The sequence below is a fragment of the Ruegeria sp. YTSA108 genome (assembly GCF_059610185.1).
Map to the genome: position 1 here is coordinate 293,951 of NZ_JBXWND010000001.1, position 14,843 is coordinate 308,793.

Genomic DNA, 14,843 nt, shown 5'->3' on the forward strand with positions numbered 1-14,843 from the left:
ACTTAGCTGTACAATTCCTCTGCCCGGCCCTCGAACGCCCTCACGATCCTGTGCATCGCCTCATTGAAGACCACTCCGATGATACCCTGAAGAATGGCATTCTTGAATTCGAAATCAACATGGAACGAAACGTTGCACCCGCCTTCTGCCGCGTCCTCGAAATGCCAGTCCGACTTCATGTATTTGAAGGGCCCATCCAGATATTCCGTGTCGATCCGGCGTTGTTCGGCAAACAGGGTAACCCGGCTGCCAAAGCGTTCGCGGAACACTTTGAACGAAATGATCAGGTCCGCTTCCATCACCTGTGCCTCTCCTGCTGCATATGAGCGTCGGATACGTGCAGCCGCACACCAGGGCAAAAACTCGGGATACTTTGCTACATCGGCAACCAGATCGTACATCTGTTGCGCAGTGTAAGGCAGGTGTCGCGTTTCCGAATGTATAGGCATGGCGTCCGGTTTTTGCAGGTGACAATGGCGCGTCATGTCGTATGTTGCGCGCCAAAGATCAAGGGGGCAGTGATGAGCCAGCGCGGATATGTGATTGATGAGATGATCTCGGCAAAGGCCATTGCCGCCAGGATCGAAGAACTTTGCCGCGAAATCACTGCCGAATTCGACGGAACCGACAAGCTGGTTGTTGTCGGCCTGCTGCGTGGTAGCTTTGTCTTTATCGCCGATCTGGTGCGCGAATTGGACTTGCCCATTGAAGTGGATTTCCTTGAGGCGTCATCCTACGGGGATGCGATGGAAAGCAGCCGGGAAGTCCGCATTCTAAAAGACCTGCGCGGCGCTATTGAGGGTCGCGACGTTCTGGTAGTCGAGGATATCGTCGACACCGGGCACACGCTGAACCATGTTACTCATCTGCTGCAAAGCCGCGATCCTGGAAAACTTCGCTCGATCGCACTACTGGACAAGCCCAGCCGGCGCGAAGTCGATTTCCGTTCGGACTGGATCGGGTTTGAAATTCCTGATGAGTTTGTTGTGGGTTACGGGATCGACTACGCACAGCGCAATCGCAACTTGCCATTTATTGGTAAGGTTCGTTTTATCGAAGACTGAGAAGGGTAAAAATAGACCCAGATTCCAATAGTCAAAGTTGCTGCGCACCTTTGCATTCACTTGATTGAATACCATTGGACAACGCCCTCAACAACAGATTACCCTCCGATCATCTTGGGAGGATTCTGCTTATGAAAGTAATGTCTATTGGGCTTCTGGCGACTTGTGCCGTCGCCGCAACGGTTGGTCTTGCGGACGCAAAAGACAACAAGGGCAAAGGGAAAAGTTCAGACAAGTCGAAAATCGAAAAGTCGATAAAGACCAATAATGGCGTTGGTGTACCGCCCGGACAGATCAAGCGTTATACGCGAGGTCAGAAACTCCCTAACGATCTGAATTTTGACTATCTTGATGACCTGGACGGCTGGAAGTTGAAGCCCCTACCCGCCGGTCAGCGATATATTCGCGTGGATGACGAAATCCTGTCGATATCTGATGACACTAAGACAGTCATTGATGCCGTTGGAATAGTGAGCGATCTCGTAAACTGAAGTTTCAGCCATTAAGTGATCGAATTGCGGCAACAAATACGTCTACTCCTACCGGGATAAGTGCGTCTGGGAAATCATAGTCAGGGTTATGCAATTGCGGATGATCCTGCCCCGACCCCAGCCAGAACATGGCCGTTTTCGCGCCTTTCCCAAATTGCCCGAAATCTTCTGAGAACTTTTGCGGCGCCTTTGTTGAATGGCACGGTACTCCACGCTCGGCGCAGGCCGTTGCGATGATGCTCACCGCGTCGCTGTGATTGACGCAGGCCTCGAAGACATCGTCATAGGTGATCTCAACCTCCAGACTGTCGGCGGATGCGGCGCGGCGCGCCAGTGCCTCGGCCTCGGTCATCAGCTTCTGCATCCGGGCATCTGAAACGGTGCGCAAGGTCACCCAGATCTCGGCCTTTCCCGGAGCGACGCCGAAAGTCGGCTCTCCCAAACGGGCATGCGTCACAGTTGTCAGCGCAAAATCGGCATCCAACGCGCCGCCTGCGCCTAAACTCGCCAGCTTCGAAACCAGTTCGGACATCGCCTCAGCCGGGGAAATCCCATCCTGAGGCGCAGCCGCATGGGACGTCTTGCCGGTCAGGATGATTTTCATCCCGCGCGAGGCGCAGTTAGCCGAACTCTGACACAACTCAACAGCGCCAAGTTCCAACCTCGGCAGGTTGTGCAGAGAGAACACGTAGTCCGGCGCGATCTTCGCGAATTGAGGGTCCGCGCGAAAGGCGATGGCGCCCTGCCCGGTTTCTTCAGCCGGTTGAAAGATCAAAACCACCCGACCCTTTTGGGGTCGGTGACGCGCCAGGTCTTCCGCAACGCCAAGCACCATCGCCATGTGCCCATCATGGCCACACAGATGCCCTTTGCCCGGAACCTTCGACACATATAGGTGCGTACCAAGTTCTTGAATCGGCAGCCCATCCAATTCGCACCGGATACCAACGGTTGGCCCAGCCTGCCCACTGTCAAAAACCGCGGCAACGCCATGCCCTCCCAGTCCGGTAAGCACATGGTCCGCACCGAACCCCCGCAAAAGATCTGTTATGCGGGCAGCGGTCTCACGCTCGTGCCCGGATAGTTCGGGATATTGATGCAGGTCGTGGCGCAGGCGTGTCAGCCGCGCATGCGCTTCGGGTGTCACCCCTGTTCCAGCTTTTTCCGGCGTGCCTCACGCAGCCGGGCAAAATCGTCTCCGGCGTGATAAGACGACCGGGTCAAAGGTGTGGCCGATACCATCAGGAACCCTTTGCCATAAGCTGCCTTTTCATAGGATGCGAATTCTTCCGGCGTTACGAACCGATCGACTCCGTGGTGTTTGGGCGTGGGCTGCAGATACTGACCGATGGTCAGGAAATCAATTTCAGCGGCGCGCATATCATCCATGACCTGCCGGACCTGCTGACCATCCTCACCCAAACCAACCATGATCCCGGATTTGGTAAAGACCGACGGGTCCAGCTCTTTCACGCGCTGCAATAGACGCAAAGAGTGGAAATACCGCGCGCCCGGTCGCACTTCGGGATAGAGGCCAGGCACCGTTTCAAGATTATGGTTAAAGACGTCTGGCTTTGCCTCAACGACAACTTCTAGAACGGACGGATCGCATTTCAGAAAGTCGGGCGTCAGAATTTCGATCGTCGTACCCGGAGACCGGTGACGCACGGCGCGAATGGTCTGCGCAAAATGCTCTGCCCCGCCATCTGCAAGGTCATCGCGGTCGACAGATGTGATGACCACATGGTTCAACCCCAGCTTTTCAACCGCATGGGCAACGCGACCCGGCTCAAACGCATCCAGCGAATCCGGGCGACCGGTGGCGATGTTGCAAAAGGTACAGCCGCGGGTACAAATCTCGCCCATGATCATCATGGTCGCGTGGCCCTGGCTCCAACATTCACCGACATTGGGGCATCCGGCTTCTTCACAGACCGTAACCAGATTGTTGTCACGCATGATCTTGCGCGTGTCGGCATAACCCTGACCACCGGGCGCTTTGACGCGAATCCAACTGGGCTTTTTCGGCTGCGAATTGTCGGGCCGATGAGCCTTTTCTGGGTGTCTTTGTTCGGGAATGTTCAGATCGCGCACGGCCTGTCTTTCTGACTTTGGGTCAATTCGGTTTACCCATAACATAAACTGACCTCTGCTATTACACCACCCATGCATAGCCGCTATGCATCAGGGTGAAAGACTTTGACGTCTCAGGGCCAAAATTCTAAATAATTTCCTATTATTAACTGCAACTTACGCGTTGTCAGGTAAATTCTGACGCACCTGGAGCATCCGCCATTGAAGCGGATTTGGAATCCTTTTAAGTCCACGAAAACCGTACGTGATTCACAGGAGTTCGATCATGAAGTCTGGCACCAAACTGCCCGAAGTGACCTTTCACACCCGCGTCCGAGACGCTTCTGTCGAAGGACCAAACCCCTTCCGTTGGGAAGACAAGACCACGGCGGACTATTTCGCAGGAAAGCGCGTGATTCTGTTCTCACTGCCTGGCGCATTCACCCCGACATGTTCGACCTATCAGTTGCCCGGATTTGAAAACGGCCACGCAGATTTCAAAGCCGCAGGTGTGGACGAGATCTATTGCATGTCCGTGAATGACAGCTTTGTCATGAACAAATGGGCACAGGATCAAGGCCTGAAAAACGTCAAGGTCATCCCTGATGGCTCAGGCGAATTCACACGTAAAATGGGCATGTTGGTCGACAAAGATAATCTAGGCTTTGGCATGCGGTCCTGGCGCTATGCGGCCATCATCAATGACGGCATCGTAGAAGCCTGGTTTGAAGAGCCCGGACTGATGGATAACTGCCCCGAGGACCCCTATGGCTTTTCGTCACCGGAAAACCTGATGAAACATCTAAACGAAGTCAAAGAGCCGGAACTGGCCTGAGTTCGTCCTCAACAGAAAAGTCCGCTTCAGGCGGGCTTTTTTGTGACTAGCGCGTTTGCGTGACAATGCTCTCGCCGACGGTGCGAATGGTATCCGCCAGGCTTTCGAACCAATCTTCCTGCGAGGTAGAAGATCGACGAACTAGCCCCACTGTCCTTGCCGGCTGCGGCGAGGCAAATCGCATCAGCTCAAGACCCGGTACCGCGTCGGATTCGGAACGGGCGGCAAGCTCTGGCATGAGCGTCAATCCAAACCCTTCGGCAACCAAACGGGATAATGTCGCCAAAGACGAGGCACCCATGTTAATCAGACCGCTGCTGCGGTCCTGACCACAAACCTCCAGGGCCTGATCCGTCAGGCAGTGCCCATCATCCAGTAGCATAAGCTGTGCATTTTGAAGGTCCAAAGGGCGCAAACGCTCTGTATCGCTGGAAAAATTGCGCAACCGTGCCGAACTTCCGGCCAATAAGAACCGATCCTCGAACAAGGGAAATTCGAACAATTCGCTTCCCCCGGAGGGCAGCGCGACCACACCTGCGTCGATCTCACCAGCGCGCAGCATCGTCAACAGGCGCTCTGTCCGCGCTTCGCGTATCTGCACTCTCAAAGAAACATCGGCCGCCCTTAACCCCGCCAGAACACCTGGCAGAACATAGGGCGCAATCGTCGGGATTATTCCGATCGACAAAGACCGATGCCCGCTTGAGTGATCCTTGGCAAATTGGTCGAGCCTGTCCGAGGCACCAAGTATCTGACGCGCATATTCGAGCACATCCCGCCCCAAAGGGGTAAGCAATATGTCACGGGCCTTACGCTCGAACAGGGCACCACCGAGGGTTTCTTCTAACGCCTTGATCTGAACCGATAATGCCGGTTGCGAAACGTTACACATCTGTGCCGCCCGCCCAAAGTTGCGCTGTTGCGCAACAGCGTTAAAGTATAGGAGCTGTCGAAGGGTAAAGTTCATAACCCCTAGCTATCACTCCACCCTGAAACCGCAACCAAAACCGATCAAAGCGTTATCCGATCATACGGCTGCGCTCTTCCTGATCCTGGTAATGACGTTTCAGGCGCTGTAATGCGATACGCAAAACGATTTTGCCGGACCGCGCTGACCACCCCATTCGCTTTTCCGCCAATTCCAACCCTTCCAGATAGCAACAGCAGCGCAAAGCCACGTCGCTCAGCCCCGGTCCAAGGTCAGACAATGCACGCTCTACGCGGTCGCGCGCTTCTGAAGAACCCCGGTTGCCAGTGTCGCCGCTTCCAAAACTTCCGCGCCCACCGGCAGTCAGGAAATGGTCCCAGTTCTGTGCAACCTGAGGTCCGATCTGAGCCAGTTCAAAATCCTCGCGCAGGCGCTCTCCTGCCCCGACAAGTGCTTCATCTAAAAACGGCTTTCCATCCCGATCCCGACGCCTTGCCAGGGCGATCAGCGGGCTTTCTGCGGCGCTATAGCGCATTCTTCTGGGACGTTCTGGATGGGCGCGGTTTGTCGTCGCGTGAGAGGGCGCCCCATGAAACGAAGAAGGCGCTTCTGCCATTCCATGTTCGTTGCGAGACCTTGCCTGGTTCTCGAAATCGGCCATTAACTGGCTCAGTGCCGTGCGGCCCGCGCTGGTAATCCGGTAGCGCGATATCCGGCCTGGGTTGTCGCAGGAAATCCAATCCTTCAACGCCAATGCCTGTGCGATCCTGCAATCAACCACTGCAGTTCTGGTCGCAGCGGCTTCGCCGGTATCGCGCACCACCACTGCTTTGTTCATTTCTTCAGCGACAGCCAGGACCGAACCGGTCTCACACAGTCTGCGCAGTACCCTTAGGGCCTCGTGGTTGAATTCTTCTTTTTCGACGTGTGAATTATGACTGAACGCTGAAACCGTGCGATCAGAAGCATCATTGACCGAAAAATGTTCTTCGGCCAACGACTGCAAAGCCGCATCCACCAATGGATCGTCACGACGCATCTCAATTCGGCGGATTTGTCTAAGAATGGTCGAAGCATGGCACCCCGCAGATCGCGCAATATCGCGGATCGACTGGCCGGTTTCTGTGTGGGCCAGGTATCGTTGTGCCCCCTCAGGTACCCAAGCCGGAATGGTGAAAGCCATGTTGTTTTCCATAGTTCTGTGCCCTCATCGACGAAACAATCTGTTCTCTATCGCCCCCGGTGACTTTGTTAACCAATTCTAACTAGAGTCGCTTTCGTTACTCGTTCGTTAACTGCCGGAGGTGATGACCAGATTTCATTCAAATTCATAAACACTCATGAAGCGAGAGTTCGGGGAGAACCCGATTAAGGCAACACCCGCTTAGGTTGTGTAACAAATTGAGCAACATTAATCCGACAAGTGGAGCCCAATGATGCAGGACCTGATGACCATGATTTCCGCCCTCCGCCGCCCCCGCCTATTGGCGCGGGCAGCCAAACACGGCGCACAGGACTATGATCGGGACCGCCACCTGCAACGCATACTTGGGTACGGATCGCTACCTGGGTCGGGTGCGGCGCTGATGCGTTTGATGGATATTGAACGAGAGGTTAACGCGCAGAGACTGGCAGAAGATGCAGGCTATTCGCTGGTCCGTCATTTGGACCTTCTGATCGCGCTATTGGGTGAGGCGCAGCTGTACAAAGCCAGCCGCGCCTCACAGTTTTCAGTTATCAGCTGAAAGCGTCCGGCATAGAGGCCTTTTTCTTTTCAACATATTCGGTCAAAGCGCTGTGAATTCCCGGGTCGAGTTCCGGTTGCTTGTAGTTGGCAATCAAATGCTCGACCCGAGACGAGGCCAACTGTCGCGTATCGCGCGCGCCCTCGTCTTCCCAGGTTTCGTAAGGTTTGTAGTCCAGCAGGTCGGACTTCCAGAACGCCTCTTTGAAGTTTGCCTGCGTATGAGCACAACCCAGATAGTGGCCACCCGGGCCGACCTCGCGGATTGCGTCCATGGCCTGGGCGTTTTCGTCATAGGCCACACCCTTGGCCAGACCGTGCAGAACGCCAAGTTGATCTGCGTCCATGACGAACTTTTCAAAGTCCGCAACCAGGCCGCCTTCAAGCCAGCCGCAGGAATGCAGCATGAAGTTCACACCCGCCATCAGCCCCATGTTCAGCGAGTTCGCGGTCTCATAAGCGGCCTGCGCATCGGGCAGTTTCGAGCCACAGAACGACCCGGCTGAGCGGAACGGCAGACCCAGACGCCGCGCCAGCTGTCCCGCGCCATAGGTAACCATTGACGCCTCGGGTGTGCCAAAGGTTGGCGCGCCTGAGTTCATGTCGATCGACGAAACGAAAGCACCAAAGATAGCAGGCGCTCCCGGGCGGATGATCTGACTGTACGCGACACCGGCCAAAACTTCGGCCAGAACCTGTGTCAATGTCCCCGCTATCGAAACCGGCGCCATCGCACCACCGACGATGAACGGCGAGATGATGCAGGCCTGATTATTCCTGGCGTAGACTTCCAGCGACCCCATCATCACATCGTCGAAGGTCATCGGCGAGTTGATGTTGGTCAGCGAAGTCATGACGGTGTTTTCCTGAACAAACTCTTTGCCGAACAGGATCTCACACATTTCCACCGAATCCTGAGCGCGGCTGGGATCGGTGACCGAGCCCATGAATGGCTTGTCCGATAAGGTCATATGCGCCATCAGCATGTCCAGGTGACGCTTGTTCACCGGAACGTCTGTGGGTTCGCACACAGTACCGCCCGAGTGGTGTAGCCACTTTGACATGTAAGCCAGTTTCACGAACTTGTTGAAATCGTCCATGGTCGCATAGCGACGGCCACCTTGCGCATCACGCACGAACGGAGGGCCATAGACCGGCGCCAGAACCAGATTGCGACCGCCGATGACCACGGACTTTTCCGGGTTTCTTGCGTGCTGCGTGAACTCGCTTGGCGCTGTTTTGATCAACTCGCGCGCAAGGCCGCGTGGGATGCGCACCCGTTCGCCATCCACATCGGCGCCCGCGTCTTTCCAACGTTCCAGCGCCGCAGGATTGTCGACAAAATTGACGCCGACTTCGGCCAGAAGCGTTTCCGCATTTGTTTCGATGATCTGCAACGCTTCTTCGTTGAGAACCTCGAAATTCGGAATATTGCGTTCGATGTACTTTGCGGTCTCGATACGAACCGCTGTACGTTCGGCCCGGCGGGCAGCGCCACCGCCACCTCTCGCCCTGCGCCGGGTGTTTGCCTCTGTCATGAGAAAATCCCGTATCAGTTGTTGAATTTACATGTGTGTTACAGGAACCCGCCGCAATGGCAGTCGTGGATAACGGCGCTATAGGGGAAAAAGCGACAAAATGTCGGGGACAACCGCCACAAAATGACCCAGCACATGTTTTTAAACTCGCGCGGGTCTTCGTCATTCGCTTCGGGACAGTCCACCAGACAAGCGGGCCCTAACCGCGACCAACTGGCGTGTCTATACCACTTGAAATCCCTTGCGCTTATCATCTTCGCAACCTAGTAGCAGACCCATGACCCAAGACACCCATGACCGCCTTCTGATCATCGACTTCGGCAGCCAGGTAACGCAACTGATTGCGCGCCGCCTGCGTGAGCTGAATGTTTATTGTGAAATCCATCCTTATCAGAATGTTACGACGGACTTTGTTCGGAAAATGGCCCCAAAGGCCGTTATTTTCTCGGGCGGTCCCGATAGCGTGACACGAGAAGGGTCTCCGCGGGTCCCGCAGGAAATCTTTGACGTTGGCGTTCCCATCCTTGGTATCTGCTATGGGCAGCAAGTGATGATGCACCAGTTGGGCGGCAAGGTTGAAAGCGGCCATGGCACCGCAGAGTTCGGCCGCGCCTTTGTGACCCCCAAAGGCCAACTGGATATTCTCGATGGTTGGTTCACCGACGGCGATGAACAGGTCTGGATGAGTCACGGCGACCATGTCAGTGAAATCGCGCCGGGGTTTCAGGTTTATGGCACCTCGCCCAACGCACCGTTTGCGATCACCGCAGACACGTCCCGCCATTTTTATGCAGTTCAGTTCCATCCCGAGGTGCACCACACACCAAAGGGCGCCAAGCTTTATGAGAATTTTGTAAAGCTCGCCGGATTCAGCGGCGATTGGACTATGGGTGCCTATCGCGAGCAGATGATCGCGACGATCCGCGAACAAGTGGGCGATAAACAAGTGATTTGCGGTCTGTCCGGAGGTGTCGATAGTTCGGTCGCGGCGATCCTGATCCACGAGGCGATTGGCGACCAACTGACCTGTGTGTTCGTTGATCACGGCCTGTTGCGCAAGAACGAGGCTGACGAAGTCGTCGGCATGTTCCGCGACAACTATAATATTCGGCTGATCCACGCGGATGAAAGCGATCTGTTCCTAGGTGAGCTTGAGGGGCAAAGCGACCCGGAAACCAAGCGCAAGATAATTGGCAAGCTGTTCATCGACGTGTTCCAGAAACATGCCGACACGATCGACGGGGCCGAATTCCTGGCCCAAGGTACCCTCTACCCTGATGTGATCGAATCCGTTTCGTTCTCGGGCGGGCCTTCGGTCACGATCAAAAGTCACCACAATGTTGGTGGTCTGCCAGAGAAAATGGGTCTGAAACTGGTCGAACCGCTGCGCGAACTGTTCAAGGACGAGGTCCGCGCATTGGGGCGCGAGCTGGGTCTGCCCCAAAGCTTTATCGGCCGCCACCCCTTCCCCGGCCCTGGTCTGGCAATCCGTTGCCCCGGTGAAATCACCCGCGAAAAACTAGATATCCTGCGCGAAGCCGATGCGATCTATATCGACCAGATTCGCAAACATGGGCTTTATGATGATATCTGGCAGGCCTTCGTGGCGATCCTGCCGGTTCGAACCGTCGGCGTCATGGGCGATGGCCGCACGTACGACTATGCCTGCGCCCTGCGGGCAGTTACCTCAGTCGACGGGATGACCGCCGACTATTACCCGTTCAGTCATGAATTCTTGGGCGAAACCGCCACCCGGATCATCAATGAGGTCAAAGGCATCAACCGATGCACCTATGACATCACATCGAAGCCTCCGGGCACAATCGAGTGGGAATGAAAACAAGCCGGGCCAGCGCCCGGCTTTTTTGTTTCTGCGACACAAATATTTAGTTACCAATCAACATCGTAGAACTCCTAGTGCGCGGGCAACTCAATGGAAAGCAGCAAACCCCAAATCGGCAAAGCCGCGCTGTGGATGATCGGGGCGATCGCATCCTTTACGTCTATGGCCGTGGCCGGACGTGAGCTGAGCGTCACCCATGACACCTTTGAGATCATGTTTTATCGCAGCCTAGTCGGCATGTGCGTGGTCAGCCTTGTCCTGACGGTTACGGGAAAGTGGCATCAGGTATCGACCGAACGGATTGGCCTCCACGGGGTACGAAATACCCTGCATTTCACCGGTCAGAATCTCTGGTTCTACGCTGTTTCCGTGGCACCACTGGCACAGGTCTTTGCACTTGAGTTTACTCAACCGATCTGGGTGATCCTGCTGTCCCCAATGCTGCTGGCCGAACGGTTGACAGTCGTGCGGGTCCTTTCAGCACTTATCGGTTTTGCTGGTATCCTTATAGTCGCACGACCGGGGGCTGTTCCGTTAAGCGCAGGAATTGTCGCCGCCGCAATGTCGGCGGTGTTCTTCGCTTTGACTACAATTTCCACAAAAAAACTCACGCGTTCTGCAAGCATCGGGTGCATCATGTTCTGGCTTACCGTTATACAGGCTGGTCTTGGGCTGGCAGCCTCTGCGATCGACGGAGAACTTGCGTTACCAACGATGGCAACCGCGCCTTGGCTTTTGCTTGTAGGGCTTGCAGGCCTATTAGCGCATTTCTGCATTACGAATGCACTCTCAATCGCACCGGCTACGGTTGTGATCCCATTCGATTTTGCGCGCCTTCCTACAATCGCGATTGTCGGTATGCTTTTCTATCATGAGGCTCTCGATCAGTGGACGCTCGTGGGGGCTGCTGTCATTTTTGTGGGTATCTTCCTTAACGTTCAGTCGGAAAACCGTAACAGTTTAGCAACAGATTCTCGCAACACTCACTAAGGGTAACGTTCAGTCACCCGTTGACCACCTATTGTAGAGAGAGTGAAATCCACCTGTAAGAATAACTCGGTTGTGCGCAGACACCACAAATTCGCGCAACTTAGCGACATAATTGGGAGGAATGGATGAAGAAGACGCTTCTACAGGCGTGTGCTTTGTGCGTGGGCGCAACAAGCATTCAAGCCGGTGGTCTGGACCGTAGTGGACAGGGAATCAATATCATTTTCGAAGAGGGATCCGTGGTCCAACTTCGTCTTGGATATGCTTCACCCGACGTAAGCGGTGAACAAAATGGCGTAGAATCAGGTGATGTGTCGAATGCTTTCTTCTCACCGGGCCTGGCTTACAAACGTTCATTTACTGACAAACTGGACTTTGCGCTGATCTATGACGAACCATTCGGTGCGGATATTGGGTATTCCGCCGACTATCCCCTGTCGCAGAATCCAACTGCAGCGTTTGGAGGACGCAGCGGGATTCTGAGAGCCAGCGCTGATGTCGACTCCCTCACCGCATTGCTGCGCTACAAGCTTGACGGTGGCTTCAGCGCCATTGGCGGTATTCGCGCGCAACGTGCTAGCGCAAAAGTCGTTGTACCGGCAGCAGCCGGATACGAATTTGACGCGGATGCCGATACTGACTTTGGTTATCTCGTCGGGGTTGCCTGGGAAAAACCTGAAATCGCAGCTCGGGTTTCGCTGGTCTACAACTCCAAGATCACTCACGATCTGTCGTCGACCGAGTCGTTCAACGTAGTGCCGCCCGTCCCCGCCGGGTTGCAAACAATCGATGACACGACCAGGGTCGAGACACCGCAATCCATCAACCTGGATTTCCAGACCGGGGTTGCCCCAAAAACGCTGGTGTTCGGATCGATCCGCTGGGTTGACTGGCCTCAGACAGTAGTGGCACCTGCCGCCTATGTCGGGATCGTTGGGGACAACCTCGTCGACTTTGACGACGACACATTCACCTATACTCTTGGAATGGGATATCAGTTCTCAGAGGCTTTTTCTGGCGCGATATCCACATCTTACGAAAAGTCGAATGGTACCGAAGTATCAAACTTGGGGCCGACTGACGGTTTCTGGAGCATTGGCGTAGGCGGTACTTACACCGTGGAAAATGCTCAGATCTCGGGCGGTGTCCGTTATACGGACATTGGCGATGCGACAACCACCACGGGTGGTGAATTCAGCGGCAACTCTGCCTGGAGCGTCGGCCTTCAGTTGACCTACTCTCTGAACTGATCAGCGGCAAAACTGTTCACAAGGCTCCGCCCTCCGGCGGAGCCTTTTTTGCATAGATCCGCATGATCACGAATTGAGATGATGCGGTCCTGCGTGGCAAGGAACAGATATCTACTCCCATTCTGGCATAACGAAACCTGTGCCCAAGACTGTTGGTTCTAAACAACCGCGCACGCGCGATTGACGCCGCCTCCCACCCGTTTTAGCAAGGTCGGAAAAGGGATAGTGGACAATGATCTACAACTCGGCAAAAGACTGGCGGGAAGCCGCGCGCAAAAAGGTGCTGTTTTTTGGCATGTCAGGCCTGGGAAAGACCTATGTGTCCAACGTTCTGCGCGATTCCGGGGACTGGTTCCACTATTCGGTCGATTACCGGATCGGCACGCGATACATGGGCGAGTATATCATCGACAACGCCAAAGCCGAGGCCATGAAGGTCCCTTTCCTGCGTGACCTGCTGTTGTCTGATTCCATTTACATCGGATCAAATATCTCGTTCGAGAACTTGACCCCTGTCGCCGCCTATCTGGGAAAACCGGGCAACCCGGCACAGGGCGGCATGGAGCTGACCGAATATAAACGCCGTCAGGAACAATTCCGTTTGGCAGAAATTCACGCTCTGCTGGATACCGAGTATTTCGTGGATCGGGCGCAGAGATTGTACCAATACCCGCATTTCATTTGCGATACTGGCGGTTCGATCTGCGAATGGGTTGATCCCGACGATCCGCGCGATCAGGTCCTGACTGAGCTGTCGCGCCACACGCTGATGATTTGGATCAAAGGTGATGACGACCACACGTCCGAGCTGATCAGGCGCTTTGACCGTGCGCCCAAGCCCATGTCTTATCAGCCCGAATTCCTGACACGTGTCTGGGACGAATATCTGACCCAACAAGGCTGTTCCGCCGAACAGGTCGATCCCAACGCATTCATTCGCTGGACCTATGCCAAAGCTCTTGCGCACCGGCAACCGAGATACAGGGCAATGGCCGACAACTGGGGTCTGACGATCGCTGCCAGCGACATGCACAGTATTCGCGACGACGGTGATTTCGATGAGTTGATCGAACGTGCACTTGAGACCCGGCCAAAGCGCGATTAACTACGGCACTTACACTCTCAAACCAAAGGCTTGCATCCGATGCCGATCAAGATTCCCTCTGACCTGCCTGCATATGACGTTCTCACCAATGAGGGCGTCATGGTCATGTCCGAGGATCAGGCAATGCGTCAGGATATTCGCCCCCTTCGGATCGGGTTGCTGAATCTGATGCCCAAGAAGATTCAGACCGAAAACCAGTTCGCTCGCCTCATCGGTGCAACCCCACTGCAGATCGACCTATCGCTGATCCGTATGACCGAACATCGGACCAAAAACACCGCAGCCGAGCATATGGCCGAGTTCTACCGCCCGTTTCAGGAGGTAAGGGACCAAAAATTTGACGGCCTGATCATCACCGGCGCCCCGATCGAACATCTTGAATTCGAGGATGTCACCTATTGGGAAGAGATCAGCGAAGTATTTGACTGGACCCAGACAAATGTCCATTCGACCTTTGGCGTGTGCTGGGGCGGAATGGCGATGATCAACCATTTCCATGGGGTGCGTAAACATATGTTGGACGCCAAGGCTTTCGGATGTTTCCGGCACCGCAATCTGGCCCCCTCCTCACCGTTTCTGCGCGGGTTTTCCGATGATTGCGTCATCCCGGTCAGCCGGTGGACCGAGATGAAGCAGGCCGAAATCGACAACGCTACCGGCCTGACCACCCTGTTGGGAAGTGATGAGGCAGGCCCCTGCTTAGTCGAAGATAAGGACCATCGTGCGATCTATATCTTCAACCACTTTGAATATGACAGTGATACGCTCAAGCAGGAATATGATCGCGATATCGACAACGGCACACCGATAAACGTGCCGATGAACTACTATCCAGACGACGACCCCTCGTGCCGGCCTCAGAACAGATGGCGCAGCCATGCGCACCTGCTCTATGGCAACTGGATTAACGAAATCTATCAGACAACACCGTTCGATATGGATCAAATTGGTTCTTAAAACCATCATAGCTCTTGCCCTGTTG

15 protein-coding genes are annotated in these 14,843 nt (G+C 54.9%); 9 read left to right on the forward strand and 6 right to left on the reverse strand.

Translation table 11 applies throughout. The features are described 5' to 3' along the window. Nucleotides 1-2: 2 nt before the first annotated feature. Nucleotides 3-449, reverse strand: coding sequence for a type II toxin-antitoxin system RatA family toxin (locus tag AC2FHW_RS01515; protein WP_142634123.1), 447 nt, complete (start codon nt 447-449; stop codon nt 3-5). Nucleotides 450-521: 72 nt separating this feature from the next. On the opposite strand from AC2FHW_RS01515, the gene hpt reads away from it, so the two are divergent. Both hpt and AC2FHW_RS01525 read left to right on the forward strand, forming a co-directional pair. Further along, complete coding sequence (gene hpt, locus AC2FHW_RS01520; RefSeq protein WP_142634125.1) at nt 522-1,064, forward strand: hypoxanthine phosphoribosyltransferase; 543 nt, start codon at nt 522-524, stop codon at nt 1,062-1,064. 131 nt (nt 1,065-1,195) lie between these two features. After that, complete coding sequence (locus tag AC2FHW_RS01525) at nt 1,196-1,555, forward strand: hypothetical protein (RefSeq protein WP_142634127.1); 360 nt, start codon at nt 1,196-1,198, stop codon at nt 1,553-1,555. A gap of 4 nt (nt 1,556-1,559) precedes the next feature. Here AC2FHW_RS01525 and AC2FHW_RS01530 read toward each other — a convergent pair whose 3' ends face one another. Then, nucleotides 1,560-2,702, reverse strand: coding sequence for an amidohydrolase (locus AC2FHW_RS01530; protein ID WP_142634129.1), 1,143 nt, complete (start codon nt 2,700-2,702; stop codon nt 1,560-1,562). Further along, on the reverse strand, nt 2,699-3,649 hold the full coding sequence (gene lipA, locus AC2FHW_RS01535) for a lipoyl synthase (RefSeq protein WP_142634131.1): 951 nt from the start codon (nt 3,647-3,649) through the stop codon (nt 2,699-2,701). Before lipA ends, AC2FHW_RS01530 begins: the two co-directional genes overlap by 4 nt. Before the next feature lie 265 nt (nt 3,650-3,914). Between lipA and AC2FHW_RS01540 the strand changes: the two genes are divergently transcribed. Further along, a complete protein-coding gene (locus AC2FHW_RS01540) occupies nt 3,915-4,463 on the forward strand; it encodes a peroxiredoxin (RefSeq protein WP_142634133.1) in 549 nt (182 codons plus the stop codon). Between the two features lie 46 nt (nt 4,464-4,509). Here the strand turns inward: AC2FHW_RS01540 and AC2FHW_RS01545 are convergent, their stop codons facing one another. Together AC2FHW_RS01545 and AC2FHW_RS01550 are read right to left on the reverse strand one after the other, a co-directional pair. After that, entirely contained in the window at nt 4,510-5,430 is a 921-nt protein-coding gene (locus tag AC2FHW_RS01545; protein ID WP_142634135.1) for a hydrogen peroxide-inducible genes activator, read from the reverse strand. A 52-nt stretch (nt 5,431-5,482) separates the two neighbouring features. Next, entirely contained in the window at nt 5,483-6,586 is a 1,104-nt protein-coding gene (locus tag AC2FHW_RS01550; protein ID WP_271946820.1) for a DUF6456 domain-containing protein, read from the reverse strand. Between the two features lie 238 nt (nt 6,587-6,824). On the opposite strand from AC2FHW_RS01550, the gene AC2FHW_RS01555 reads away from it, so the two are divergent. Next, the gene (locus AC2FHW_RS01555) at nt 6,825-7,136 is read left to right on the forward strand and encodes a DUF6477 family protein (RefSeq protein ID WP_425471942.1); all 312 of its coding nucleotides are present in this window, start codon (nt 6,825-6,827) and stop codon (nt 7,134-7,136) included. Here the strand turns inward: AC2FHW_RS01555 and AC2FHW_RS01560 are convergent. Then, nucleotides 7,129-8,673 (reverse strand): trimethylamine methyltransferase family protein, encoded by a 1,545-nt coding sequence (locus tag AC2FHW_RS01560; RefSeq protein ID WP_142634141.1) that lies wholly within the window; start codon nt 8,671-8,673, stop codon nt 7,129-7,131. The two genes, AC2FHW_RS01555 and AC2FHW_RS01560, sit on opposite strands and share 8 nt — an antisense overlap. A gap of 277 nt (nt 8,674-8,950) precedes the next feature. Between AC2FHW_RS01560 and guaA the strand changes: the two genes are divergently transcribed. From guaA to metA, 5 genes are all read left to right on the forward strand, one after another. Beyond that, nucleotides 8,951-10,510: a glutamine-hydrolyzing GMP synthase gene (gene guaA / locus AC2FHW_RS01565; RefSeq protein WP_271946816.1), complete on the forward strand. Its 1,560-nt coding sequence runs from the start codon at nt 8,951-8,953 to the stop codon at nt 10,508-10,510. A 96-nt stretch (nt 10,511-10,606) separates the two neighbouring features. Then, a complete protein-coding gene (locus AC2FHW_RS01570; protein ID WP_142634145.1) occupies nt 10,607-11,506 on the forward strand; it encodes a DMT family transporter in 900 nt (299 codons plus the stop codon). Nucleotides 11,507-11,631: 125 nt separating this feature from the next. Then, nucleotides 11,632-12,756 carry an OmpP1/FadL family transporter gene (locus tag AC2FHW_RS01575; RefSeq protein WP_142634147.1) on the forward strand — a complete coding sequence of 375 codons (1,125 nt, stop codon included), beginning with the start codon at nt 11,632-11,634 and terminating at the stop codon, nt 12,754-12,756. A gap of 232 nt (nt 12,757-12,988) precedes the next feature. Then, complete coding sequence (locus tag AC2FHW_RS01580; protein WP_142634149.1) at nt 12,989-13,861, forward strand: ATPase; 873 nt, start codon at nt 12,989-12,991, stop codon at nt 13,859-13,861. Between the two features lie 39 nt (nt 13,862-13,900). Continuing rightward, nucleotides 13,901-14,818 carry a homoserine O-acetyltransferase MetA gene (metA, locus tag AC2FHW_RS01585; RefSeq protein ID WP_142634151.1) on the forward strand — a complete coding sequence of 306 codons (918 nt, stop codon included), beginning with the start codon at nt 13,901-13,903 and terminating at the stop codon, nt 14,816-14,818. The last annotated feature ends 25 nt before the right edge of the window (nt 14,819-14,843 follow it).